At 68.6% G+C, this 23,992-nt stretch carries 22 protein-coding genes; 15 read left to right on the forward strand and 7 right to left on the reverse strand.

Annotation, left to right across the window (positions count from 1 at the left end):
• Positions 1-288: 288 nt before the first annotated feature.
• Genes JNUCC0626_RS38575 through JNUCC0626_RS38585 form a run of 3 tightly spaced genes read left to right on the forward strand, consistent with a single transcriptional unit; the run spans position 289 to position 3,501 of the window.
• Positions 289-1,800: an amino acid permease gene (locus JNUCC0626_RS38575; RefSeq protein WP_394615595.1), complete on the forward strand. Its 1,512-nt coding sequence runs from the start codon at positions 289-291 to the stop codon at positions 1,798-1,800.
• A gap of 10 nt (positions 1,801-1,810) precedes the next feature.
• A complete protein-coding gene (locus tag JNUCC0626_RS38580; RefSeq protein WP_394615596.1) occupies positions 1,811-2,269 on the forward strand; it encodes a MarR family winged helix-turn-helix transcriptional regulator in 459 nt (152 codons plus the stop codon).
• On the forward strand, positions 2,266-3,501 hold the full coding sequence (locus JNUCC0626_RS38585; RefSeq protein WP_394615597.1) for a glutamate mutase L: 1,236 nt from the start codon (positions 2,266-2,268) through the stop codon (positions 3,499-3,501). The genes JNUCC0626_RS38580 and JNUCC0626_RS38585 overlap by 4 nt, the downstream gene beginning before the upstream one ends.
• Here the strand turns inward: JNUCC0626_RS38585 and JNUCC0626_RS38590 are convergent.
• Both JNUCC0626_RS38590 and JNUCC0626_RS38595 read right to left on the reverse strand, forming a co-directional pair.
• Positions 3,498-3,719: a helix-turn-helix domain-containing protein gene (locus tag JNUCC0626_RS38590; RefSeq protein ID WP_382444084.1), complete on the reverse strand. Its 222-nt coding sequence runs from the start codon at positions 3,717-3,719 to the stop codon at positions 3,498-3,500. The two genes, JNUCC0626_RS38585 and JNUCC0626_RS38590, sit on opposite strands and share 4 nt — an antisense overlap.
• Complete coding sequence (locus JNUCC0626_RS38595; RefSeq protein WP_394615598.1) at positions 3,719-4,198, reverse strand: DUF2975 domain-containing protein; 480 nt, start codon at positions 4,196-4,198, stop codon at positions 3,719-3,721. Before JNUCC0626_RS38595 ends, JNUCC0626_RS38590 begins: the two co-directional genes overlap by 1 nt.
• Before the next feature lie 76 nt (positions 4,199-4,274).
• Between JNUCC0626_RS38595 and JNUCC0626_RS38600 the strand changes: the two genes are divergently transcribed.
• Complete coding sequence (locus JNUCC0626_RS38600) at positions 4,275-4,853, forward strand: TetR/AcrR family transcriptional regulator (protein WP_394615599.1); 579 nt, start codon at positions 4,275-4,277, stop codon at positions 4,851-4,853.
• Here JNUCC0626_RS38600 and JNUCC0626_RS38605 read toward each other — a convergent pair.
• Positions 4,846-5,370, reverse strand: coding sequence for a GNAT family N-acetyltransferase (locus tag JNUCC0626_RS38605; RefSeq protein ID WP_394622196.1), 525 nt, complete (start codon positions 5,368-5,370; stop codon positions 4,846-4,848). The two genes, JNUCC0626_RS38600 and JNUCC0626_RS38605, sit on opposite strands and share 8 nt — an antisense overlap.
• Before the next feature lie 168 nt (positions 5,371-5,538).
• Entirely contained in the window at positions 5,539-7,713 is a 2,175-nt protein-coding gene (locus tag JNUCC0626_RS38610; RefSeq protein ID WP_394615600.1) for a hypothetical protein, read from the reverse strand.
• Between the two features lie 329 nt (positions 7,714-8,042).
• On the opposite strand from JNUCC0626_RS38610, the gene ahcY reads away from it, so the two are divergent.
• On the forward strand, positions 8,043-9,506 hold the full coding sequence (ahcY, locus tag JNUCC0626_RS38615; RefSeq protein ID WP_394615601.1) for an adenosylhomocysteinase: 1,464 nt from the start codon (positions 8,043-8,045) through the stop codon (positions 9,504-9,506).
• Positions 9,507-9,753: 247 nt separating this feature from the next.
• Positions 9,754-10,215 carry a hypothetical protein gene (locus JNUCC0626_RS38620; protein WP_394615602.1) on the forward strand — a complete coding sequence of 154 codons (462 nt, stop codon included), beginning with the start codon at positions 9,754-9,756 and terminating at the stop codon, positions 10,213-10,215.
• On the opposite strand, the gene JNUCC0626_RS38625 is transcribed toward JNUCC0626_RS38620, so the two are convergent.
• Positions 10,208-10,813 (reverse strand): TetR/AcrR family transcriptional regulator, encoded by a 606-nt coding sequence (locus tag JNUCC0626_RS38625; protein ID WP_394615603.1) that lies wholly within the window; start codon positions 10,811-10,813, stop codon positions 10,208-10,210. The genes JNUCC0626_RS38620 and JNUCC0626_RS38625 overlap by 8 nt on opposite strands.
• Positions 10,814-10,898: 85 nt before the next feature.
• Between JNUCC0626_RS38625 and JNUCC0626_RS38630 the strand changes: the two genes are divergently transcribed.
• From JNUCC0626_RS38630 to JNUCC0626_RS38640, 3 genes are read left to right on the forward strand one after another with little or no spacing between them, the layout of a single operon-like run.
• Complete coding sequence (locus JNUCC0626_RS38630; protein WP_394615604.1) at positions 10,899-11,660, forward strand: MBL fold metallo-hydrolase; 762 nt, start codon at positions 10,899-10,901, stop codon at positions 11,658-11,660.
• 37 nt (positions 11,661-11,697) lie between these two features.
• On the forward strand, positions 11,698-12,081 hold the full coding sequence (locus JNUCC0626_RS38635) for a hypothetical protein (protein ID WP_394615605.1): 384 nt from the start codon (positions 11,698-11,700) through the stop codon (positions 12,079-12,081).
• Between the two features lie 21 nt (positions 12,082-12,102).
• Positions 12,103-14,154 (forward strand): hypothetical protein, encoded by a 2,052-nt coding sequence (locus tag JNUCC0626_RS38640; RefSeq protein ID WP_394615606.1) that lies wholly within the window; start codon positions 12,103-12,105, stop codon positions 14,152-14,154.
• A gap of 104 nt (positions 14,155-14,258) precedes the next feature.
• Here JNUCC0626_RS38640 and JNUCC0626_RS38645 read toward each other — a convergent pair whose 3' ends face one another.
• Positions 14,259-15,227, reverse strand: coding sequence for a hypothetical protein (locus JNUCC0626_RS38645; RefSeq protein ID WP_394615607.1), 969 nt, complete (start codon positions 15,225-15,227; stop codon positions 14,259-14,261).
• A gap of 156 nt (positions 15,228-15,383) precedes the next feature.
• On the opposite strand from JNUCC0626_RS38645, the gene JNUCC0626_RS38650 reads away from it, so the two are divergent.
• The 5 genes from JNUCC0626_RS38650 (at position 15,384) to JNUCC0626_RS38670 (ending at position 21,299) form a co-directional block, all read left to right on the forward strand.
• Positions 15,384-16,028: a dTMP kinase gene (locus JNUCC0626_RS38650; RefSeq protein WP_394615608.1), complete on the forward strand. Its 645-nt coding sequence runs from the start codon at positions 15,384-15,386 to the stop codon at positions 16,026-16,028.
• 76 nt (positions 16,029-16,104) lie between these two features.
• Positions 16,105-16,935 (forward strand): SAM-dependent methyltransferase, encoded by an 831-nt coding sequence (locus JNUCC0626_RS38655; RefSeq protein ID WP_394615609.1) that lies wholly within the window; start codon positions 16,105-16,107, stop codon positions 16,933-16,935.
• A gap of 185 nt (positions 16,936-17,120) precedes the next feature.
• Complete coding sequence (mtrA, locus tag JNUCC0626_RS38660) at positions 17,121-17,798, forward strand: MtrAB system response regulator MtrA (protein WP_030471262.1); 678 nt, start codon at positions 17,121-17,123, stop codon at positions 17,796-17,798.
• Positions 17,799-17,808: 10 nt separating this feature from the next.
• The gene (mtrB, locus tag JNUCC0626_RS38665) at positions 17,809-19,566 is read left to right on the forward strand and encodes an MtrAB system histidine kinase MtrB (RefSeq protein WP_394615610.1); all 1,758 of its coding nucleotides are present in this window, start codon (positions 17,809-17,811) and stop codon (positions 19,564-19,566) included.
• On the forward strand, positions 19,563-21,299 hold the full coding sequence (locus JNUCC0626_RS38670; RefSeq protein ID WP_394615611.1) for an LpqB family beta-propeller domain-containing protein: 1,737 nt from the start codon (positions 19,563-19,565) through the stop codon (positions 21,297-21,299). The genes mtrB and JNUCC0626_RS38670 overlap by 4 nt, the downstream gene beginning before the upstream one ends.
• A gap of 223 nt (positions 21,300-21,522) precedes the next feature.
• Here JNUCC0626_RS38670 and JNUCC0626_RS38675 read toward each other — a convergent pair whose 3' ends face one another.
• Complete coding sequence (locus tag JNUCC0626_RS38675; RefSeq protein ID WP_394615612.1) at positions 21,523-22,269, reverse strand: ComF family protein; 747 nt, start codon at positions 22,267-22,269, stop codon at positions 21,523-21,525.
• Between the two features lie 981 nt (positions 22,270-23,250).
• Here JNUCC0626_RS38675 and hpf point away from each other — a divergent pair.
• Entirely contained in the window at positions 23,251-23,916 is a 666-nt protein-coding gene (gene hpf, locus JNUCC0626_RS38680) for a ribosome hibernation-promoting factor, HPF/YfiA family (protein WP_394615613.1), read from the forward strand.
• The last annotated feature ends 76 nt before the right edge of the window (positions 23,917-23,992 follow it).

Consider the following 23,992-nt stretch of genomic DNA (forward strand, 5'->3'; position numbering starts at 1 on the left):
TCACCACACCGGCTGACCGGTTCAGCTACGACTGTCGGTCTGGCCTTCGGCTTCGTTCCCCTCAAGCCATTGGTCACTCAGCTCTTGGCTGCCCGACGTTCAGTTGCCGCGCGCTCGGCGACCTTGTCCCGTGCCTCCCTCCAAGGCTCCGTTCCAGGTGAACACCTGGGGTGCCTTTGTCGTATCGAGACAGAACGCCGGACAAACCACGGACGAGAGCTATAGGCATCTCACCTGGTGGTTACCTCTAGGGTGGGCCGAACAAGTTCCATCAAGGAGGTATGCACCGTGCCGGGGAACGGGTTGTGGCGCACCAAGTCGATCGAGCAGTCGATCTCGGACACCGACGAGCCGGGTACCAAGCTCCGCAAGGATCTGACGGCGTGGGACCTCACGGTCTTCGGTGTCGCGGTCGTCATCGGTGCCGGCATCTTCACGCTCACGGCGAGCACCGCCGGGAACATTGCGGGGCCCTCGGTCTCGCTGTCGTTCGTGCTGGCGGCGATCGCCTGTGCGCTGGCCGCGTTGTGCTACGCCGAGTTCGCCTCGACGGTGCCGGTCGCGGGTAGCGCTTACACGTTCTCGTACGCGACGTTCGGCGAGTTCGCGGCGTGGATCATCGGGTGGGACCTCGTCCTGGAGTTCGCGGTCGGGTCGGCCGCGGTGGCCAAGGGGTGGTCGGCCTACCTCCAGACGACGCTGGGGTTGTTCGGGCTCGACGTGAAGACCGAGGTCGGTGACGGCATCAAGTTCGACTGGGGTGCTGTGCTCCTGGTCGCGGTGCTCACGGTCCTGCTGGTGGTCGGCACGAAGTTGAGTTCGCGGGTCAGCGCTGTCATCACGGCCATCAAGGTCGCGGTGGTGTTGCTGGTGATCGTGCTCGGCGTCGGCTACATCAAGGCCGAGAACTACTCGCCGTTCATCCCGCCCGCCGCCGAAGCAGGTCCTGCGGCGCACACGGGGATCGAGCAGTCGCTGTTCTCGTTGATCACCGGGTACTCGGGCAGCACCTACGGTGTGCTCGGCATGTTGGCCGCGGCGAGCATCGTGTTCTTCGCGTTCATCGGGTTCGACGTCGTGGCCACCACGGCGGAGGAGACGAAGAACCCGCAGAAGGCCGTGCCGCGCGGCATCCTCGGTTCGCTCGCGATCGTCACGGTGCTGTACGTGGCGGTGACGCTGGTGATCACCGGCATGGTGCCCTACAAGGAGCTGGCGACTCAGCCGGACGGCACGCGGGCGACGCTCGCGAGTGCGTTCGCGCAGAACGGGGTCGACTGGGCGGCGACCGTGATCTCGGTCGGAGCGCTCGCCGGTCTGACGACCGTGGTCATGGTGCTCATGCTCGGGCAGAGCCGCGTGTTGTTCGCGATGTCGCGGGATGGGTTGTTGCCGCGCAAGCTGGCCAAGACCGGCAGCCACGGGACGCCCACGCGCATCACGATCATCATCGGTGTGCTGGTCGCGATCGCCGCCGGGTTCTTCCCCGCCGGCAAGCTCGAAGAGATGGTGAACGTCGGCACGTTGTTCGCGTTCATCCTCGTGTCGGCCGGCGTGATGGTGCTGCGCAAGACGCGGCCGGATCTCGAACGCGGGTTCCGGGTGCCGCTCGTGCCGTTGGTGCCGATCCTCGCGATCATCGCCTGCACGTGGCTGATGTTGAACCTGACCGCGCTCACCTGGGTTCGGTTCCTCATCTGGATGGCGCTCGGCGTGGTCGTCTACTTCGTCTACAGCCGACGCAACTCCGTGCTCGGCAAGCAGGGTGAACGCGCCGGAAAGTCCGACAGCACCAACTAATCTGCGCACCATGGGAAACGCGCGGTGGCTCTCCGAGGAGGAGACGAGCGCCTGGCACCACTTCGTCCAGGCGTATCACCTCCTCGAGAGGCAGATCGAACAGCAGTTGCAGCGCGACGCGGGTCTCTCGCACGCGCAGTACAACGTGCTGGTCGTGCTCGCCGAGCGACCGGGCAACCGCATGCGCATGACCGAACTGGCGCGCAGGGTCGTCGTGTCCAAGAGCTCGCTGACCTACCAGATCGGCAAGCTCGAGAAGGCGGGACTCGTGCGGCGTGAACCGCACGAGTCCGACGAGCGCGGCATCCTCGCCGTGCTCACCGACGCGGGCAGGGAGCTGCTGGCCACGGCCGCTCCCGGCCACGTCACCACGGTGCGCGAGTACCTGATCGACCTCTTCACGCCGGAGCAGCTCGCGCAGCTGGGGTCGTTCATGCAGACCGTGCACGAGAAGGCGGACGACCAGTGATCCTCTGCCTCGACGTCGGTTCGACCTGGACCAAGGCCGCGCTCGTCAGCGACGAGGGCGAGCTGGTCAAAACCGGTCAGCACCCCACCACGCCGCCCGAGGTGTTGCACGGCATCGACGCGTTGCGCGCCGAGGTCGGCGACGGCGAGATCCTCGCGTGCTCGTCGGCGGGCGGTGGGCTGCGGCTCGCGGTCGTCGGCCAGGAACGCGTCGTCAGCGCGGAGGCGGGCTACCGGGTCGCGTTGAGCGCGGGCGCCAAGATCGTGCACGTCAGCGCCGGTCCCGTGGACGTGAAAGCACTCCGCGCCGCCGAACCCGACCTGGTGCTGCTCGTCGGTGGCACGGACGGCGGTGACCAGAAGGTCCTGCTGCACAACGCCGCGAAGCTCGCCCGCGTGGCCGTGCCGATCGTGCTGGCGGGCAACGTCGAGGCGCAGCCGGAAGCGTTGGCGTTGCTGGGGAAACGCACCGTGGTCGCGTGTCCGAACGTGTTGCCCGACGTCGGTCAGCTCGCCCCGGAACCGGCCCGCAAGGCGATCCGCTCGGCGTTCCTCCAGCACGTGATCGGAGGCAAGGGGCTGTCGCGCGGCCAGCGGTTCCGGCGGCTTGTCAAAGCCGTGACCCCGGACGCCGTGCTGGCCGGGGTTTCCCGGCTGGCACAACAGGATCGGGAGGGCGCGGTGCTCGTCGTCGACGTCGGCGGCGCGACCACGGACGTCTACTCGGCCGTGTCCACGATGGACAGTGAAGGTCTGGAGAGGACGGTCGCGCTGCCGCCGGACCGCCGCACCGTCGAGGGCGACCTCGGCATGCGCTGGTCCGCACCGAGCGTCGTCAAGGAGGCGTTGACCGAACGGCTCACCACCGAAGACCTGACCGCGGAAGCCTGGTACCGCGCCGAGAACGTCGGCTGGATCGCGGACAACCCGGCCGTGGACCTGAAGCTCGCGTCGTTCGCGGCGATTCTGGCCGTGCGCAGGCATCTCCGGCAGGTCGACGGCCAACTCGGGCCGCACGGCGCGGGGCTGCTGGTGTTGTCGGGCGGGGTCTTCCGGCACGCGGAGGACATCTCACCGGTCGTCGACGCACTGCGCGAGGACCCGGTGCTGCGGCCGGTGCTGCGGACCGCCGAGATCACCGTCGACCGCGACTACGTGCTGGCGCCGGTGGGTCTGCTGGCCGAGTCGGGGCGGCTCGAGGCCGCCGACCGACTCGCGAAACGGCTGGGTTAAGCGCTTTCCTCGTCGTCCTCAACGAACTCGAGGAGATCTCCGGGCTGGCACTCCAGCACCCGGCACATGGCCTCCAAGGTGCTGAACCGCACGGCTTTCGCACGCCCGTTCTTCAGCACCGCGACGTTGGCGGGGGTCAGCCCGACCTTCTCCGCGAACTCGCCGACGCTCATCTTGCGCTTGGCCAGCTCGACGTCGATGCGCACGATGATCGCCATCAGATCACCGACTCCATCTCGGAGCGCAGCGTCGTGGCGCGCTGCAGCAGCGCCCGCATGACGACCAGCACGAGCCCGATCACCGACACCCCCGTCGTGAGCACGAAGAACAACACCAGCACACCGGGGTCGTCCGCGATGGTGCCGAGGTAGATGAACACCGCCACCAGCACGACCCAGCCGGCCGCGATCGCCCAGACCATCACGTCCACCCACTTGATCGCGGCCTCGGTGAAGATCAGATCCTTGCGCACCAACGTGAGCAGCTTCCACGTGGCCACGAGCACCACCTGCACGCACAGCACCCAGAAGATGGCGACGATCATGATCGCGAGGTTCTCGCCCGCGCGGTCCGGGTGCTGCTCGAGCGAGTACCGGTACGACCCCGGGATCGACAACGTCTCCAGCATGACCAGGACCCCGAACAGCGCCACGAGGAAGAACCGGAGCGCTATCACCGCCCAGCGTTCAGAAATCATGCATCGAGTATCGGTAGTGATCTATCGAAAGTCAATCGGTAGTGATCGTGTTGCAACAGGTCTCTACAGTGATCGCGTGGGACTGCGTGAACGCAAGAAGACCGAGACCCGAGCGGCGCTGTCGGCTGCGGCACTGAGGCTCGCCCTGGAGAAGGGCGTGGACGAGGTGCGGGTGGACGAGATCGCCGAGGCGGCGAACGTCTCACCGCGCACCTACAACAACTACTTCCCGAGCCGCGAGCACGCGATCGTCGCCGGCATCACGGCTTCCCGGGCGTTGCGAGTGGCCGAAGCCCTGCGTTCCCGGCCGCACGACGAACCGCTGGTCGAGTCGATCATCGCCGCGTTCGCCGAGCAGTACCGCGAACCCCCGACCGAGGCACTGGCCCTGATCACCTCGACGCCGGCCCTGCGCGAGGCCTACCTGGACTCGGTGACGTCGCTCGAACCGCCGATCGTCGAGGTCGTCGCCGCCCGCCTCGGCACGTCGGAGCTGGGCGCGGAAGTCCTGGCCGCAGCCATTTCCGCCGCCGCCCGCCTGGCCGTGCAACGCTGGGTCGACCTGCGCCCGTCCGGCCTGGTGGTGGTCGGCACGGCGTCCGTCGAGGACCACCTGCGCGAGGCGATCGGTCACCTCGCGCCCGCCCTCAGGTGAGCTCGTCCTTCAACACGCACATCAGCAACGCGTCGTGCCACTCGCCGTCGCGGAAGAACGACTGCCGGAACCGCCCGTCGACCTGGAACCCGACCTTCTTGTAGGACGCGATCGCGCGCTCGTTCGCTTCCACGACACCGAGTTCGATCGAGTGCAGCCGCATCGTGTCGAACCCGTACCGGCACACCGTCCGCAGTGCGTCGGTGCCGAACCCGCCACCCCAGTGGTCCTTCTCGCCGATGTAGATGTCGACCTCGGCGCGCGCGTTGACCGGATCCGCGTCCCGCAGCACCACGACCCCGATGAGCTTGCCGTCCCGCAACGTCTCGATGCAGAAGGTGACCTTCTCGTAGGAGTTCTCCTGCCGGTCGGCGAAGCGTTTGCGCGTCGACGCGAGCGACGAGTGGTAGTAGCTCTGGAGCCACCGCATCACGTCGTCGTCGTTGTGCCAGCGGTTGAACGCGTCGGCGTCCTCGGGCTCGACGGGCCGCAGTCGGACGAGCTCACCGGTCACCATGGTCATGCACTCCAACGAACTCGGACGACACCGTCGTCATCGGGCAGGGCTGTGCGCAGAACGTGCCACCGAACGGGATTCCCGACGTCCTCAGGACCGAAGTACCTGAAGCCGTCGAAGTGCGCCGGGTCGTACTTGGTCACCCGAAAGACGTGCACGCACCGGAGACTAGGAGCCGCCGAACGCGTCCCGCGACCGAGTTTCCGGCTTGCGCGCGAACGGCAGCGCCGGCGACTCCGGCGCGTCCACCTGCAGCAGCCCCGCCGCGACCGCCACCGCCCGATCCCACTCCGGATCCGACGTGTAGTCCGCGTGCCCCGACACCCCGGACCGCCACCGCCGACCGGGGAACGGCCCCCGCTGCGGATCCGGCAGCCAGTGATCACCGCCCAGCACCAAAGCCCCGGTAGGCCCGCGCAAGGCAGGGGCCAACGCGCCCTCCGAGCCGTCCTCGCGGTAGCCGACGCCGAGCAACATGCCGTCGAACACCTGCCGCCGCCACGTCGTCACCGCGCCGCCCAACGGGTCCGTGCCCCGGCACAACGCGCGCCACCGTCCGTCCAACCCACCGGCCAGCCGGGCCAGCGACGCGTGCGGCACCACCGCCGGGAACGCCCGCGGGTAAGCCCACTGCAGCTGCGAACCGGCGGTGACCAGCCCGATCCGTTCGCGGTCGTGCGCGGGCAGGTCCTCCAACAGTCGAGCCGCGGCAACGGCGACCAGCAACGACCCCTGCGAGTGCCCGCACAGAACGACGCGTGTGCCGGGGTCGCGCAGGTGGTCCTGCACGCGGGCGACGAGTTCCGGCACGACCTTCAACGCGTAGCAGGGCGGCACGATCGGGTGAGCTTCGCGCGGCCAGAACTGCGCGATGTCCGCGATGATCCCGAGCCGCCGTCCCGACTCCGGCTGCCGTGCCGCGAGGTAGACCGCGCGCAGCAAGGCCACCGCCAGCAGTCCGAGCACGAACACGCCGAACGCCGAGAAAGGCGCTGTCCACGACGCCAGCGGCACGTTCCGCAGTCGCAGCAACGAGGCCAGCACGGCGCCCACCACCAGCACGCCCGCGACGATCATGATCATGCGATGGCCGTGGTTGCGTTCCCAGCGCGCCCACCACCACGCACGCGTCGCGGCACGAAGGTCGCGCATACGTCCGGAGTGCAGCAACGACGCCTCACGCGCCCACACCTTGCCCTTGCGGAACGCCCGCCACCGCACAGCACCGGTGAACGACGCCACCGCGAACATGCTCAGCAGCGCCAACGCGCCCGCGACACCCCACAGGAGAGTGATGTAGTTGTAGCCGACCGGCAGCGCCAGCTCCGAGCCCAGCGCCTTGCGCACCGGCAACGCGACCCCCGCACCGAACCCGCCGCCGAGCAGCCCGGCGATCGCCAGCACGGGAGCCGAGAACCAGCCACCGGCCCACGGCCGGAGTTCGCGCGGCAACGACAGCCAGGTGCGCCGCGCCAGCAGGGCCGCGGGCACCAGCATCAACCCGAACAGCACCAGCACGAACGCCATCAGCAACGCCACGACCTGCACGGTCACGTCCGCACCCGGCACCCGCAACGGGATCTGCTCCTGCAAGCCCAACGTCGTCAGCACCAGCAGCACCGACAGGACGAGCAACACCCGCCGGGGCTTACGTCCCAACGCCGCCCGCAACCACCGTCCGCCGCGATGAGGCGCACCGCCCGTGGGGTCGTCCAGCAGCAGCACACCCAGCACGGACACACCGATCAGCACGAGTGACACGACCCACGCCACCGTGATCGCCACGCCCATCCCGCCGGTCGCGGTGAGCTGCTTCAGCGGTCCGCCCAACGCGATCAGCGCCGCCACCGCCAACGCCGTCACGACGTGCAGCGACCGCAACGCCGGCGTGTCCGGGTCGGTCGCGACGTGCGCGCCGGGCAGTCCGGACGACGGCTGCTTCTCCTGTTCCTCGGCGTCGGCGATCTCCCGCCGTTCGATCCGCCACTCGACGTGCGAGATCCGCCGCATCACGGCGACCACCACGAGGATTGGCAAAAGTCCCAAAAACGCCCGGAACCAGGGGAAGGCGCGCACGTCGTCCGGAATGCTGGTCAGGCACGCGGTGCCAGGACGGAGGCACTGCGCCGCGAGCAGATCGAGGCTGACCACGGAGATCTGCGCGATCAGCAACGCCGTCAGCAGCAGTGCGAACACCCGCAACAACGACCGCAGGCCGATGCCCAGCAGGTGGGCCGGGAGATTCCGCTCGGGGACGGGAGGGAGCATCCAGTGCGCGACGTTCGCGATGCTGAAGGGGAAGAGCAACGCCCACGTGGCCTTCGCCACACCCCCGGACGTCATTCCACCCCAGAGGTATCCCTCCACCACACGGGGAATCGGCCGTCCCTCGGTCTGCAGCACAGGTCCGGGCGCTGGTCTGCGGAGCCGGTCGGCAGGACGCACGATGCGTCCGAGCCCGTCTCCCGCAACGTCCACGGCCGCAACGGCGTCGACCAGCGTCTGCGGCGTCGTTCCTTGAACGCCGTGTACACGCAATTCGACGACACGTGTGTCCGGGCCGGCAATCAACACCCGAGACCTCCCTCACCCAACGTGGGGGCCATAGTGCTGCATCAGAGGGCGGTATGGTCGGACGACACCCGCTCTGAAGTGCCCTGGAGGACTTCGCAATGACCTCGGACCGGTTGCAGACCCGCAACGGCATCGACTTCGCAGTGGCCGATCTGTCGCTCCACGAGTTCGGTCGCAAGGAGATCCGTCTTGCCGAGCACGAGATGCCCGGCTTGATGGCGTTCCGGCGCGAGTACTCCGGGGTGTACCCGCTCAAGGGCGCCCGCATCTCCGGATCGCTGCACATGACGATCCAGACGGCCGTTCTCATCGAAACCCTGGTTGACCTGGGCGCCGAGGTGCGCTGGGCCTCCTGCAACATCTTCTCGACGCAGGACCACGCGGCCGCCGCCGTCGTCGTCGGCCCCCACGGCACGGAGGAGGAGCCCAAGGGCGTCGCCTGCTTCGCGTGGAAGGGCGAGACCCTGCCGGAGTACTGGTGGACGGCCGAGCAGATGCTCACGTGGCCGGACGGCAAGGGCCCGAACATGATCCTGGACGACGGTGGCGACGCCACCCTGCTCGTCCACAAGGGCGTCCAGTACGAGGCGGCCGGTGTCGTCCCGGCGGCGTCCGAAGATGACTCGGAAGAGTGGACCATCGTTCTCGACACGCTCCGCGCGTCGCTCGAGAAGGACGGCAAGAAGTGGACGAACATCGCCGAGGGCATCCGCGGCGTCACCGAGGAGACCACGACGGGCGTCATGCGCCTGTACCAGCTGGCCGCCGCCGGTGAGCTGCTCTTCCCGGCCATCAACGTCAACGACGCCGTCACCAAGTCGAAGTTCGACAACCGCTACGGCATCCGCCACTCGCTGGTCGACGGCATCAACCGCGGCACGGACGTCCTGATCGGCGGCAAGGTCGCGGTCGTCTGCGGCTACGGCGACGTCGGCAAGGGCTCGGCCGAGTCGCTGCGCGCCCAGGGCGCCCGCGTCATCGTCACCGAGATCGACCCGATCTGCGCCCTGCAGGCCGCCATGGACGGCTACCAGGTCGCGAAGCTCGAGTCGGTCCTGCCGCTCGCGGACATCGTGATCACGACGACGGGCAACAAGGACGTCGTCACCGTCGACCACATGTCGCAGATGAAGCACCAGGCGATCCTGGGCAACGTCGGCCACTTCGACAACGAGCTCGACATGGCTGGCCTGCAGCGCTACCCCGGCATCCGCAAGAACAACATCAAGCCGCAGGTCGACGAGTGGGTCTTCCCGACCGGCCGCACGATCATCGTGCTGTCCGAGGGCCGCCTGATGAACCTGGGCAACGCGACGGGCCACCCGTCGTTCGTGATGTCGAACTCCTTCTCCAACCAGGTGATCGCGCAGATCGAGCTGTTCACCAAGCACAAGGAGTACGACAACGAGGTCTACCGCCTGCCCAAGGTGCTCGACGAGAAGGTCGCGCGCATCCACCTGGAGGCGCTGGGCGGCGAGCTGACCAAGCTCACCAAGGACCAGGCCGAGTACATCGACGTCGACGTCGAGGGCCCGTACAAGCCGGAGCACTACCGCTACTGAGTTCGTCCGTTCGACGAGCCCCCGCCGCTGCGGGGGCTCGTCGTCGTTTTGAGGGGACCGAAGGTGTTCGAACGTTTCGTGGGCGCTCACCCGTTGGGCGCGGCGGAACCGACGCCGTGGAGAATCTCGAGGTGGTGGACGAGGAGGTCTGCTGGTCGGTCCACGGACAGCTGTGGGCCAAGGTCAAGGATCTTCCGGACGGCACGCCGGTCAGCGGCGTCGACATCAGCTGAGAGGACTGGCGACAGTGGGTTTCTTCGGCACCTTCGCCTACGAGAACGCTTCGTGGAAGACGCTGTCCGAGGGCGAGTTGCCGCCCCTCGCGGAGCCGTCGCTGTGGATCGACGTCCACGACAGCGACATCACCTCGGTCGTCTACGCCCCGGCGGGCCCCGGTTCCGGCGTCGCCTACCTGGGCCTGACGCCGCGCACGTACTTCGAGAACCCGAACGCCTCCGACCCGACGGACGTGCTGCGCGAGGCCGCCGGGCTGGCCGCCTGGTGGGGTGAGCTGAACCCCGGCGGTGACGTGCCGGCCATGCAGGCCGAGTTGTTGCAGTACCTGGCGGAGGACGAGGACCCCGACGGCTTCGAGTGGGACGAGGCCGAGGACGTCGACGACATCGACGACGGCGAGGTGTTCGTCGAGGTGAAGACCCGCCGCTTCCTGACCGCACTCGGGCTGCCGTTGCCCGCAGAGCTCAGCTGACCCAGTTCCGCGCGAACGCCCTCAGCGCGTCCAACTGGGCGTGCAGTTCCGGGCTGTCGGGCGCGGCCCGGGCGATGGTCATCGTGCCGAGCACGGCCGCCGTCATCAGGTTGGCCGCGGTCTGCGGTTCGGGCGCGTTCTCGCCGAGTGCGCGCGCTCGTTCGGCGACTTTCAGGAAGCCCTCCCTGATGTGGTCGCGGTACCGCTCGGTCGCCTGCGCGATGTGCTCGTCCACGGGCGCGACCATCGCCGTGGTCGCCATGCAGCCGTACCTGCCCTGCGACGTGTCCAGCACGTGCGCCAGCCGGTCCAGCATCTCCAGCACGTCCTCGCGGCCCCTGGTGCCGTGCGTGAGCGGCTCCAGGACGGCCACCATCTGCTCCAGGTAGTTGTCCATGGCCAGCCGGTACGTCTGTGCCTTCGTACCGAAGGTGTTGTACAGGCTGGAGGTCGACAGCCCCGAGGCCTTGGCCATCTGCTGCTGCGTCACCCGGTCGTAGCCGGTCTGCCAGAACAACGCCATCAGCCGCGTGAGCACCTCGGCCCGGTCGAAGCCCAACGGCCGACCGGACCGCGCGGGTTCCGTTCGCGAGGTCACCTCCTCAGTGTCCCAGCCGGTTGACACCTCTATTCTGAGTCGACAGACTCAGAACTACAACCCCGGCCTTCCATGGAGAGAACTCATGTCCCAGCACGTCCCCGTCCGCGCGTTCGGCGGCCCCACCACCCAGTTCTCCTACGGCGGCCTGAACTTCGTGACCGACCCGACCTTCGACGCCCCCGGCGAGTACCCGGTGCCCAACGGTCAGCTGGTCAAGACCGAGTCGCCCCGCGGCACCGTCGCCGACCTGGGCCGGATCGACGTGGTGCTGCTGTCCCACCCGCACCCCGACCACCTCGACCACGCCGGCCGAGCCCTGCTGGCCGAGGTACCGCAGGTCATCACGACCGTGAGCGCCGCAGACCTGGGCGACCACGTCACCGGCCTCGCCGACTTCGAGTCGATCGAGCTGAAGCGGCCCGACGGCGGCACGGTCGTGGTCACCGCGGCCCCCGCCGTCCACGGCCCCGGCACCCGCGAGCACGTCGAGTCGGTGCTGGGCGAGGTCATCGGCTTCGTCCTCACCGCCGACGACCTGCCGTCCGTCTACGTGAGCGGCGACAACGCCTCGCTGGACGAGGTGCGGAAGATCGCCGACCGCTACGCCCCGGTCGGCACGGCGATCCTGTTCGCGGGCGCACCGCGCGCGCCCCTGTTCGACGGCCAGTGCATCGTCCTGGACAGCAAGCAGGCGGCGGAGGCGGCACGGCTGCTCGACGCCCGGCAGATCGTGCCGGTCCACTACGACGGCTGGGCGCACTTCACCGAGGGGCGCGCGGACCTGGAGGCCGCGTTCGCCGTCGAGGGGCTGGCGGACCGCCTCGACTGGGGCAGGGACGACTGACGTTTTCCCGTTGCGCCGCGGAATTACCATCGAGGACGTGAACGAGTTCGAGCTGTCGATCGAGCCGCACGACGTCGTGCACGAGAACGTCGTCGTGCCGGTGCTCGACGGCTCCTCGCTGATCGACTGGCTCCAGGTCGAGGACGAGGACGACGAGCCCGCGTTCAGCGGGGTGCGCAAAGACGATCTCGACGCGAAGCCGTTCCAGCCGGGCAAGGCTCAGCTGGTGCTCGGGTGCACGTGCGGCATCGCGAGTTGCGGGCCGTTGGTCGCGGACATCACGGCGGACGAGAACACCGTCGTGTGGCGGCACTTCCGCCGACCGCATCGCAACGGGCGCGTGTACGAGGGCTTCGGGCCGTTCACGTTCGATCGCAAGCGGTACGACGAAGCGCTCAAGAAGCTGGCGGAACTCGGTTGACGTGCGGGTTTTACTGACGATGTGCTGACGACCATCATCAGGAAGACCCTGCGCGTTCCCACTTCGACGGGCGCCGCCGGTGACGGTCGGGCCGAGGCCAGGCAGCTCGACGCCGTGCTGGTCCAGGTGGGGTTCAAGGCGTCGAAGGACCTCCTCGACCACGTCTCCGGGCTCGCGCGGCCCGGCGCGTACACGCGGTTGGTCGTCGACGCCGTGCGCGCGCTCGTCGGTGACGACGTGCAGCACAACCCGTACTTCAAGGACTTTCCGCACGGTGTACCGGACACAGTGGAGTTCTGGGCTGACTGCGTCCGGGACGCGTTGAGCCGCGAGGTGCCCGACTTCCACGAGATCGGCCGCGGCAACCTGCTCGCGTTGCCGCGGTACGGCACGCTCCAGCACACCTACGAGGAGATGTTGGCGGCGCACGACGACCTGCTGCCGTCCGTCAAGGGACACCTGAAGATGCTGCGGCTCGGCGGGACGTTGGAGGAGGAGACGCACCGGCTGTACCTGGAGCTCGCGACGAGTCCGACGCCGCTCGGCGAGGCGGACCTCGAGATCCTCACCGAACTCGCCGAGCAGAGCGCGGAGATGCCGGAATCCGTGCCGGTGCGGGAGAACCGCGCGGTCATCAACGCCGCGCGGATGGCGCGGAACCTCCCGTTCGCCGTCGACACCGTCACGGACGTGCTGCGCATCGCGTGCCAGTCGAGCGGGGGCGACGTGACGCTGGTGCAGCCGACGCGCTTCCGGTCGTTCCGGCGGCCGGAGCGGCGTGCGCTGCTGGCGGCGCTGGACGAGGTGGTCAAGGACAACCCCGGCAAGCTCGGTGACGTCCGGCAACGCCGTGAGCAGTGGAAGCGGCTCGGGGAACGGCTGCACGCGCACGAGTTCGGTCAGTGGCCGCACGCGCAGGACGTGTTCGCGGTGGCACGCGGGGACAAGACCGCGCGGTCGTTCGCCGGGCGGTTGGACATGGCCTTGCAGGACAACGACATCCGCAAGGCCATCGAGGTGCTCGCCTCTGCGCCGGGCATGTTGTTGCGCAACGTCGACCGCCTGTTGCGCAGCACGACGGAGCCCGACCTCGTCGTGGAGGCGGTGCGCAAGGCCGCGCCGGACGCGTCGGGGCGTGTGTTGTGCTCGTTGCTCGAACACCTGGAGAACCGCGGAAAGCCCGACGCCGCAAGGTTCTTCGCGTCGCGGTCGCGCCGGGTGTGGATCACCGACGACGAGCGCGAGCCGCTCGACCCACAGGTGGTCCGTGCGATCGTGACGGTGATCGAGGACGAACTGGTCCGCAGGCTTCCCGTCGTGTCGGAGCTGACCGTAGACCCGGAGGCGTTGGACGTCGTGCTTCCGTTGTCCGGCAACAACTCCGAGGAAGGATTCGGTGTGCTGCCGCGTGGGTCGAAGGTGTGGCTCGAAGGTGACCTGCTGCGGTTCTTCACCTACTGGCGGCAGGCGGAGAGGACCACCGACTACGACCTGTCGGCCGTGCTGCTGGGCGCCGACCTTGACTACGCCGGGTCCGTCTCGTGGACGAACCACCGGTCGGACGGCGCCGTCTACTCGGGCGACCTCACCACCGCTGAGGAGGGGGCGACGGAGTTCATCGACATCCCGGCGGGCGCGGCCCGCACGAAGTACGTCTTGCCGCAGGTGAACATCTACCTCGGGGAGAGCTTCGACGACGTCGCCGAGTCGATGTTCGGCTTCATGTCGCGCGATCTCGACCAGAAGGGCAAGCCGTTCGAACCGAGCACCGTGCGGGCGCGCAGCGCCATGCGCGGCACCGGTCGAGTCGCCGTTCCGGTGATCTTCGAACGGTGCGAGGAGGGCTGGGTCGCCACGTGGCTGCACCTGTACCTGCGCGGCGTGGCCTGGGGCAACCAGGTGGAGCGAAACCACGACGCGTTGCGGGTGATCACGCGCGCTGTGTTGGCGCGCAAGCACTTCACGGTCGGACGGCTCGCTGAGCTGATCCGGCGCAAGTCCAGTTCGGACGGTCAGCGGCTGCACGTCGACCTGACGACCGTGGACCAGCTCGACAAACTGCTGGAAGCCTGAGCGCCGCGACTGCTAGCGTGACTGACGCGAGGCCATGAGAGTGCTTCCTTCTAACTCACTGCTGAACTAGCGCTCTCGCTTTCCTCGCCCCAGCTTCCCGGGCATCAGGTCCACTCGACGGCGATGCCCGCGATCCCCGGCCCGACGTCGCCGAAGTAGGCGCTCACGACGCCGCCGAGCCCGCACACCAGCTCGTCGACGTCGACCGGCGTCGCGTCGGCCGAGGCCAGGAACTGCTTCATGCAGCGCGCGGGCATCGCGCGCCGGTGGAACGACAGCTGCACCAGGTACGAGCCGCAGCGGTCGCGGAACGTGCGGTGGTGGCCCGGCGTCGCGTTGCCGGTGTCGTCGACGATCGTGAAGCTGAAGACGTGCTCCTCGCCCGCCGCGAGCCGCCGGTCGAACAGCATCTCCACGGCGAGGTTGCGGGAAGCGCTTTCCCGGCGCAGGCGTCCCTGCCTGCAGCCTTCGCCGGCTCTCACCATCGCGTTCTCGATCAACGAGCCGTCGTCGCCGTGGTGCATCGCCAGGTACCTGTCGGGGCCCTGTCGGGTCGCGCGCACGACCAGCCGGGTGGTGATGGAGCGTTGTTCGCGGTGCATGCCTATCTGGACGGTGTCGTGCACCGAGAGCACTTCCAGGTCGGCGTTGCCCCTCGCGGCCTCCGGCACCGAGTCGAACGTCGCGAGCAGCGGCGCTGGCTCCGGCCACGTCGCGACAGGACGCGGTGCGTACGTGTTGGCGTTGCGCGGGCCGATGAGGTCCAACAGGGACGACGGCGGTAGGCGCAGCACGGACTCCAGCGCGCGCACCGTCGTGATGGCCCGTGGGACCTCGGGATGACGCAACCCGCGTTGCCAGTACGAGAGCGTCGACTGGCCCACTTGGACACCCAGCTGCTCGAGATGTGCGCGCAGCCGGGCGAGCGAGAGGCCCCGGTGGGCGATCGCCTCGCGCAATGCGCGGTGAAAAGGCCCGTAGCGCAGCGTCTCGGCGAGAGGGGTCGGCAGACCCCCGGTCGGGTTACCGATCGGCTCGTCGACCGACCCGGCGTGCCCGGAATCCGCGGCCACCGCGGCACCTACCCTTCACACACGCGCCGTGTGACTGTTCACCGTAGTCACTCGTTCTGGTGATCGAAAGATCGGATTTCGCCCGTGTGGGGGACCTCCTGCCGCCGTGTGAGTGGGCGGAACCGGTCCCGCAGCCGGTCCCGTTAGGGTTCTGGCGTGGGAAAGCTCGTAGTGATCGAAGGCCTCGACGGTGCCGGGAAGCGCACTCTCGCCAACGGACTGACCGAGGCGCTGGCCTCGCAGGGCAGGACCGTGGCGAGCCACGCGTTCCCCCGTTACGGCATCAGCGTGCACGCTGACCTGGTCCGCGACGGTCTCTACGGCCGGCTCGGCGACCTCAGCGACTCCGTGTACGGGATGGCCGTGCTCTACGCGCTCGACCGCAGGGGAGCGGCCGACGAGATCCGCAAGGACCTCGAGGAGCACGACGTCGTGCTGCTGGACCGGTACGTGGCGTCGAGTGCCGCGTACAGCGCCGCGCGGCTGCACCAGGACGAGCACGGCGAGTTCGTGCGGTGGGTGCACGAGCTGGAAATCGAACGCTTCGGGCTGCCCGTGCCCGATCTGCACCTGCTGCTGCGCGTGCCCGTGGAGGTCGCGGCCGAGCGGGCGGCCAAGCGCGAACAGGCCGACGAATCGCGGGCCCGTGACATTTACGAATCCGATGGCTCGCTCCAGTCGCGGTGCGGGGTCGTTTACGACGGATTGGCGAACATCGGCTGGCTGGCCCCGTGGCAAGTGGTCGACGGGCGGTCAAACGTGAACTTTCATTCGCTTCTGGGACCACTCTTCACTCCTTGAGTGGTCGCTCACGTGCGTACCGATTGACACGATCGAGTGTCCGGTTAGTCACTGTGAGTGTATAGGAGATCGCAATTTGAAGCGTGTTCTGCAGCGCTCCCCGGTCGGTGTCGCCCGTACGGCGGTGCTGATCGCTGCCGCCCGCGCCAATGAGCAAAGTCGTCTCCGCCGCCTCTTCGACGACCCCCTGGCCGCAGGACTCGTGGAGGCCGCCGGCTCCGCGAACGACCTGAACGGCGTCCGGACCCTCGCGGGCGATCATTTCGTCCTGCGCACCCGTTATTTCGACGACCGACTCCTGGACAACGCCCAGCCCCAGGTGGTGATCATGGCGGCGGGCCTCGACACAAGAGCGTTCCGGCTGCAATGGCCACCAGGCACGACACTCTTCGAACTCGATCTGCCCGAGTTGATCGAGTTCAAGGAGGACGCCCTGCACGACCTGCGCGCCGAACCGGCGTGCGGCCGCGTGGTGGTCCCGTGCGATCTGCGCGAGGACTGGCCGACAGCGCTCATCCGCGCGGGGTTCGACCCGAAGAGGCCCACGGCGTGGTTGCTGGAGGGCCTCTTCATGTTCCTGCCCCCGGACGCCGGTGAACGGCTCCTGCACTGGGTGAGCGCGCTGTCGGCGAAGGACAGCACGCTCGCGCTCGAACACGTCAACCGCGCGTTCCGCGAGTTGCCGCAGATGAAGGCCGTGCACCGGCGGTTCGACCAGCTGGACGCCCGCTGGCAGTCCGACGTGGAGGATCCGGTCGGGTGGCTGGAGAGCCACGGCTGGGACGCCGAGGTGACGCATCAGGTCGATCTCGCCGCGCGGCACGAGCGCGCGGTGCCGGCGATCACCGATCCCCGGAAGGTGGGTGACGCGCGCATCTGGCTGGCCGCAGGCGTCCGCACGGGGTGAGAACACCTGGTAACGAAAGGTGATCCGCGCGCGCTTACTCCGGCGACGAACAGGTCAAACGGGGTGAGGTGGGGGACGTGGAACGACAGTTCCGGCCGGTGACCGAACGAGCGCGCACCGCCACCAGCGGTAACTCAACGTGGGCGGTGCGCGAACTCCCGACCGGCAGTGCAACGATGTTGGGTATGAAGGCACGCGTGCTCGTCGTCGATGACGACCCCGCCCTGGCGGAGATGCTGACGATCGTGTTGCGCGGGGAGGGCTTCGACACCGCGGTGGTCGCCGACGGTGCCCGTGCCCTGCCCGCGCTGCGCGAGCTCAAGCCCGACCTCGTGCTGCTCGACCTGATGTTGCCGGGCATGAACGGCATCGACGTCTGCAAGGCGATCAGGTCCGAGTCGGGCGTGCCGATCGTGATGCTCACCGCGAAGAGCGACACGGTCGACGTGGTGCTGGGCCTCGAGTCCGGTGCGGACGACTACGTCGTCAAGCCGTTCAAGCCCAAGGAGCTGGTGGCTCGCATCCGGGCGCGCCTGCGGCGCACCGAGGCCGAGCCGTCCGAGGTCCTGCAGATCGGCGATCTCACGATCGACGTCCCCGGCCACGAGGTGCTGCGCGAGGGCAGGCCGATCCAGCTCACGCCGCTGGAGTTCGACCTCCTCGTCGCGCTGGCCCGCAAGCCGCGCCAGGTGTTCACCCGCGAGGTGCTGCTCGAGCAGGTGTGGGGTTATCGCCACGCCGCCGACACGCGCCTGGTGAACGTCCACGTGCAGCGGCTGCGTTCCAAGGTCGAACGGGACCCGGAACACCCTGAGGTGGTGTTGACTGTTCGCGGTGTCGGGTACAAGGCCGGCCCTCCGTGACAGGTGGCGTATGAAGTTCGTACGGCCGGTCGCCGCTCGGGCGCGGTTCCTCGTCGAGGAAGCGCGCAAGCGGTGGGCCGCGTTTGGTGACCTCTGGCGTCGTTCGCTCCAGCTGCGCGTCGTCGTGTCCACGCTCGCGCTCTCGTCGGCCGTGGTGTTCGTGCTGGGCATGGTGCTGCAGATGCAGATCACCAACCAGCTGCTGAGCACCAAGGACGAGGCCGCGGTGCGCCAGGCGCTGGCCTCGCGCGCGCTGATCCAGTCCGACCTGGTGGGTCTCAACCCCGGTCCGGACAGCGTGCAGACGCGGTTCACCAGCGCGATCAACAAGCTCGCCGTGGGCGGTGCCGGCACGGACGCCACGACGGCGGGCGCCGGTGCGTTCGAACCGGTGCTGGCGGACGGGCAGAGCTCGGCCGGTGGTGGGCGCGTGCCGTCCGTCGGCAAGCTCGACGACGTGCCGCGCGGCCTGCGCGAGATGGTCGAGGACGGCGGTTCCGGCACCCAGATCCACACGGTGCAGCGCGACGGCCAGCCGACCACGTTGTTCGTCGTGGGCCTGCCGATCAGCACGTACGCGCGTTCCATGCAGCTGTACCTGATCTTCCCGCTGACCGCCGAGCAGCGCACGGCCGAGGTCGTGCAGTCGACGCTGGCGGTCGGCGGCATCGTGTTGCTCGTGCTGCTGGCGTTGATCGCCAACCTCGTGACGCGGCAGGTCGTCCGGCCCGTCCGGCAGGCGGCCGAGGTCGCGGAGAGATTCGCGGACGGCACGCTGCACGAACGAATGCACGTCGTCGGTGAGGACGACGTGGCCCGGCTGGCCGAGTCGTTCAACGAGATGGCCGAGTCGATCCAGGCCCAGTTCAAGCAGCTGGAGGAGTTCGGCCAGCTGCAACGCCGGTTCACCTCGGACGTCTCGCACGAGCTGCGCACGCCGTTGACGACGGTCCGCATGGCCGCGGACGTCCTGCACGCCTCGCGCGAGCAGTTCCCCGCCGGTCTCGCCCGCTCCACCGAGCTGCTGGTCGACGAGCTCGACCGGTTCGAGTCGTTGCTGGGCGACCTGCTGGAGATCTCGCGCCTGGACGCCGGTGTCGAGGAACTCACCGCCGACCAGGTCGACATCCGCGTGCTCGCCCGCCGCGCGCACGACTCGGTGCGCGCGATCTCGACTTCGGCCAACTCGCCGGTCGTGCTGGACCTGCCTGACTCGGAACTCGTCGCGGAGCTCGATTCCCGCCGCGTGGAACGAATCCTGCGCAACCTGCTCGCCAACGCCATCGACCACGGCGAGGGCCAGCCCGTCGAACTCACCATGCGCGGCAACGACGACGCCGTCGCCATCACCGTGCGGGACCACGGCGTCGGCCTGCGCCAGGGCGAGGCGGACCTGGTGTTCAGCCGCTTCTGGCGCGCTGACCCGTCGCGCAACCGCCGCACCGGCGGCACCGGCCTCGGCCTCTCGATCTCGCTCGAGGACGCCCGCCTGCACGGCGGCTGGCTGGAGGCGTGGGGCGAACCCGGCCACGGCGCCGTGTTCCGCCTGACGCTGCCCCGCCGCCACGGCGAGGAACTCCGCGAGAGCCCGCTGCCGCTGGCCCCCGCCCTCGAACTCGAACCCGTCGCCGTCGTGGAGGAACCGCTCCCCGAGGAGGAGCCGGGCGAGATCGAGCTGCGTCCCGAGGAGATCACCTGGCAGCCCGCCGAGCCCGTCGACGGCACCCCCGCCGCGAAGGTGGACGAGGTTTCGGAGGAAGTGCGGTGAAGCGCCTCGCGTTGCTGCTGCTCGTGCTCGTGACGCTCACCGGGTGCGCCGCGATCCCCACGAACACCCAGCCGAAGCCGATCGGCTCGAAGGACAACAAGGCGTCCAACACGCCGGCGGCCCCCGAGCCGTTGCCGAACATCGACCCGCTGACGCTCGTGCGCCAGTTCCTCGAAGCCACGGCGAACCCGGACGGCGAGTACGCGGCGGCCCGCGCGTTCCTGACGCCCGACGCGAACAAGAACTGGGACACCAAGAACCCGACCATCATCGAGACCGGCTTCTCGACCGTCCCGACCTCCGCGTCGGCGCAGGACAAGACGCAGACCGTTCTCCTGCAGGGCAAGAACGTCGGCCGCCTGGGCAGCGACAACGCCTTCACCTCGTTGTTCGGCGACTACATGAAGGCCGTGAAGGTCGAGCGCAACGCCGAGAACCAGTGGCGCATCTCCGAACCGCCCACCGGCGTGGTCATGCCGCAGAACGTCTTCAACAGCACGTACCGCCGCGTGACGCTCTACTTCTACAACCCGGAGTTCACCGTCCTGGTGCCGGATCCGCGCTACGTCGTGATCCCACCGGCCACGAGCATCCCGACCCGCGTCACCGAACTCCTGCTCGCAGGCCCCGGCGACACGACACGCGACACCCTCGTCAGCGCCCTGGGCCCGGACACCGACAAGTTCTCCGACACCAAGGAATCCGACGACGGAGCCCTGGAAGTCAACCTCACCAACGTCGGCAAGGACCTGACCCCGGAGAAGCGCAAGCAGATCGTCGCGCAGGTCGTGAAGTCGTACTCAGGCGTCACCTCCTCTCGTGTGCGCGTCCTGGTCGACGGCCAGCAAATCCTTCCGGACCAGCGCGACTACCGCCCGTCCGACGTGGCGGGCACAGCGGGCGACGCGCTGCTCTCGTTGAACTCGAACCTCCAGGGCATGCTCGTCTCGGACGGCAGCGTCCGCTCCCTGACCGACAACAACCCGATCAAGGGCCCAGCGGGTTCCGGCGCCTACAACGCCGTCTCCGCCGCCCAGTCCCTCGACGGCTCCCGCCTGGCCGTGGTCTCCAGAGCAGGCAGCTCGATGCGCCTGCGAATAGGAGAACTCGAACAGGACCTGTCCGAAGTGGACCTGAGCGCCACCACCCTGACCCGCCCGACCTGGCAACTCTCGAGCGGCCCCAAGGAACCGGGCACCGAAGTCTGGACCGCGGTCAACGGCAACTCGGTGGCCCGCGTGACCAGAGCCGACAACGGCAGCTGGACGGCCAAGGCGGTCAACATCACCGACCTCCAGCCGTTCGGCTCGATCAGCGAGATGCGCCTGTCCCGCGACGGGACCAAGGCAGCCCTGGTGATCGCAGGCAAGCTCTACGTGGCCTCGGTAGTCCGCAACGCCCAGGACGTGGCCCTGCGCCTGCCCCGCCAACTGCAACCAACGGTCCTGGGCTCCGCGGTCCAGTCCATCGACTGGCTCTCCCAGGACGTCCTGGCGGTCTCCACCAACCTCCCTTCGTGGCCGGTCAGCAAGGTCTACACGGACGGCTACAAGATGGACCGCTACAGCCAGTCCAACCTGACCGTCCCGGTGGGCTCGGTGGCGGCCGCGGCGGCACGCCAGGTGCAGGTGGTCGACCCTTCGGGCCTGTGGTCGGCCTCGGACATCACGGACGTGTGGAAGTCGAGCGCGATCCGCGTACCGCCGGGCACCCTGGTCTTCTACCCGGGCTGACCGCTCGCGCATCCCTCGGCCGGCTGCCGCAGGACGTGCGCGGTTCGGCGGGGGATCGGTGGTTCGGCTGACGGCGTGGAGTTGGCGGACGGCGCTGGGGCGGCTCGGTCGAGCTGACGCATGCTCGCCTTCGCAACTGAGCTGACCGCGAGAGCTGCGCAACGCCAGCCGCGCTGCTGGCGGCGTGCGGCATGAGCCGCGCCGTCGAGATCCCCAGCGGTCCCTACTCGCCGGGCCTGGGCGGCCGAGCCGACGTCAGCACCAGCACGGCGTGCGTCCGCACCCCGGCCTGCCTCAACGCCCGCACACAGGCCGAAGCCGTAGCCCCGGTCGTGACCACGTCGTCCAGCAGCACCGTGGTCCCAGCGGCGCCGCCAGACCGCAGCCCAGCCCTCGGCGGAGCCAAGCCCCCAGGCGGCCCAGGCCCCCGCGCGCCCACCAACCCGGCCGCCCCGAACGCCTCCTCCACCCCGAACGCCTCCTCCACCCCGAACGCCTCCTCCACCCCGTGCACCTCCACCCGCCCCTCCAGGTTCCGCCGCCGAGCCCCCGGCCCCAGCCCCACCGAATCCGCCACCCCGGCCGCCAGCCGCAGCACCGGTGCCACCGCGGCCACCTCCACCTCCCGCGCGATCCGCAGCACGTGGTCGCCCCCTCGGTCCCGCGCGGCACTGCGGCGAGAGGGGGCCGGCACGAGAGTCCAAGGTGGAGGTCCGATCGCGAGCAGGGCGGCTGCCACGAGGGCGCCGAACCAGGCCGCCAGTGCGTGGGCGCCGCGTTCCTTGAAGGCGAGCACCAGTTCGCGGGCCGCGCCTCCGTATGGCGCGAGTGTCCACACAGGCGGCGCCACACCCGGCACCTGCACACGCGCGGGCGGGCCGAAGGTGTCGAGGCACTTGGCGCAGCAGGGAGTTCCGGCGCGGCCGCAGCCTGAGCAGTGGGCGGGGACGAGGAGGTCGAGTGCTGTCATGGATTCAGGATGGCGGCGAGGTCTGACAGAAAATCGGGGGCAGCCCGGGGACGGACCGCGCACGGGGTCTTTCGGCACCGCCCACAAGGGTGAAGTTCAGGTGACGTTGTCGATCTCCGGGCGCCGCTGCGCGAGGAGAAATCCCCTGCTCGGCAAGAGTTCTGTGACGACGTCCCAAGATCCGGTGACTCGTTTCGACCCGTTTGTCCCAGCGACTGTTGAGCCGATGTTTCGGAACCGATCAGTCCGCACATCGGCACGGACGATCAAGCGCCCGCAGCCGTACTGCCCAGCCACGCGCACTACCCGCTCAAGGCCCCCTCACGCGCGCCTCAAGTTAACGATTATTCACGTATGGAGCTGACCAGCGGTTATTCATTGAATGGCCCCTGCGTGCCGTGTCGGCGGTGATCGACACCCTTGTCCGTGATTGGGCGAAATCCGCCGTTCAGCCGGGCGTGACAGGCCCGTGATCGGGCATCCGCACTGCCCGAAGGCGCCAGAAGAAGTGCGTCAGGCGTACCGGAAGTGGTTCGGAATTGATCTCTTCCAGGTTTCGGGAACATGACGCGCGGGTCGCCCGTTGGCTGGGTATGAGGGCGCAACGGGAGCCGTTCGACGCAGCGAGACTGCCGTCGAGTGCAGCTACGAGGGTGCGCCGTTCGGGTGAGCGAGGTGCTGTGGGGTTTGGTTCGGAGCACGCTCGGGAAGTGAGTGACGACAGGCTGTCGTCGCGCTGCGTAGTCACCAAAAAATCTCGTTGTTCCCCCGTCAAGGGGGCTTACGCGACGGTGAATCCCAAGCTAACGTGCACCGCTATCAGCGTTCCCGGCCCGCGGGGAGGAGGCGAACAGCCCATGATCCTGGCGCCGTGAGAGCTGCGAGGGGACAACCCTCAGCGACACATCCGCGATCCAAGATCGCCACGGCGCTTTTAAAGCAGTCCAGCCATAGCTCGCAGCAAAGCGAGGGAGGTCGTGTATGGACATCGTCGTTAAGGGCCGCAACGTCGAGGTGCCCGATCACTACAGGGTTCACGTCGCCGAAAAGCTGGCCCGGCTTGAGCGCTACGACCGCAAGGTCATCCGCTTCGACGTGGAGCTTTTCCACGAACCGAACCGCCGCCAGTCGAAGAACTGCCAGCGGGTCGAAATCACCGGCAAGGGACGTGGACCCGTGGTCCGTTCCGAAGCCTGCGCGGGTGACTTCTACGCCGCGCTTGATGCAGCGGTCGCGAAGCTCGAGAACCGTCTGCGTCGGTCTCACGACCGCAGGCGCGTCCACCACGGGGCCCGCGCCCCGATCTCGGTGGCCGAAGCGACAAGCGGGCTGATGGACCAGTCCGCCGGCGAAGCAATGACGTCGCGCCGCGCCAAGACCGCGGTGCTCGACGCACCCGAGGCCGACTACGAGGGCATGGCGGAAGTGCCCGCGCAGCGTTGGGACGACGGCCTCGAAGACAAGTTGCCCGGACGCGTCGTACGCGAAAAGGAGCACGCCGCCAAACCGATGACCGTCGACCAGGCCCTCTACGAGATGGAACTGGTCGGACACGACTTCTACCTGTTCGCCGACACCGAATGCGGGCGCCCGAGTGTCGTCTACCGCCGGAAGGGATTCGACTACGGCGTGATCAGGCTGGCCTGACCCGCACGGACCCTCGTTCCTTCGACCGCCGCCGCCCCGCACCCCTCGCGTGCGGGGCGGCGGCGTGCGTTTGCGC

Origin of the sequence: Lentzea sp. JNUCC 0626 (assembly GCF_043632865.1) — a bacterium.
GTDB lineage: Bacteria > Actinomycetota > Actinomycetes > Mycobacteriales > Pseudonocardiaceae > Lentzea.

Bases quoted from the DNA above. Each gene is read 5' to 3' on its own strand.
- JNUCC0626_RS38580 (WP_394615596.1), top strand. From the start codon at position 1,811: ATGGGAAACGCGCGGTGGCTCTCCGAGGAGGAGACGAGCGCCTGGCAC.
- JNUCC0626_RS38590 (WP_382444084.1), bottom strand. From the start codon at position 3,719: ATGGCGATCATCGTGCGCATCGACGTCGAGCTGGCCAAGCGCAAGATG.
- JNUCC0626_RS38595 (WP_394615598.1), bottom strand. From the start codon at position 4,198: ATGATTTCTGAACGCTGGGCGGTGATAGCGCTCCGGTTCTTCCTCGTG.
- JNUCC0626_RS38605 (WP_394622196.1), bottom strand. From the start codon at position 5,370: ATGGTGACCGGTGAGCTCGTCCGACTGCGGCCCGTCGAGCCCGAGGAC.
- JNUCC0626_RS38610 (WP_394615600.1), bottom strand. From the start codon at position 7,713: ATGACGTCCGGGGGTGTGGCGAAGGCCACGTGGGCGTTGCTCTTCCCC.
- ahcY (WP_394615601.1), top strand. From the start codon at position 8,043: ATGACCTCGGACCGGTTGCAGACCCGCAACGGCATCGACTTCGCAGTG.
- JNUCC0626_RS38630 (WP_394615604.1), top strand. From the start codon at position 10,899: ATGTCCCAGCACGTCCCCGTCCGCGCGTTCGGCGGCCCCACCACCCAG.
- mtrA (WP_030471262.1), top strand. From the start codon at position 17,121: ATGAAGGCACGCGTGCTCGTCGTCGATGACGACCCCGCCCTGGCGGAG.
- mtrB (WP_394615610.1), top strand. From the start codon at position 17,809: ATGAAGTTCGTACGGCCGGTCGCCGCTCGGGCGCGGTTCCTCGTCGAG.
- JNUCC0626_RS38675 (WP_394615612.1), bottom strand. From the start codon at position 22,269: ATGACAGCACTCGACCTCCTCGTCCCCGCCCACTGCTCAGGCTGCGGC.
- hpf (WP_394615613.1), top strand. From the start codon at position 23,251: ATGGACATCGTCGTTAAGGGCCGCAACGTCGAGGTGCCCGATCACTAC.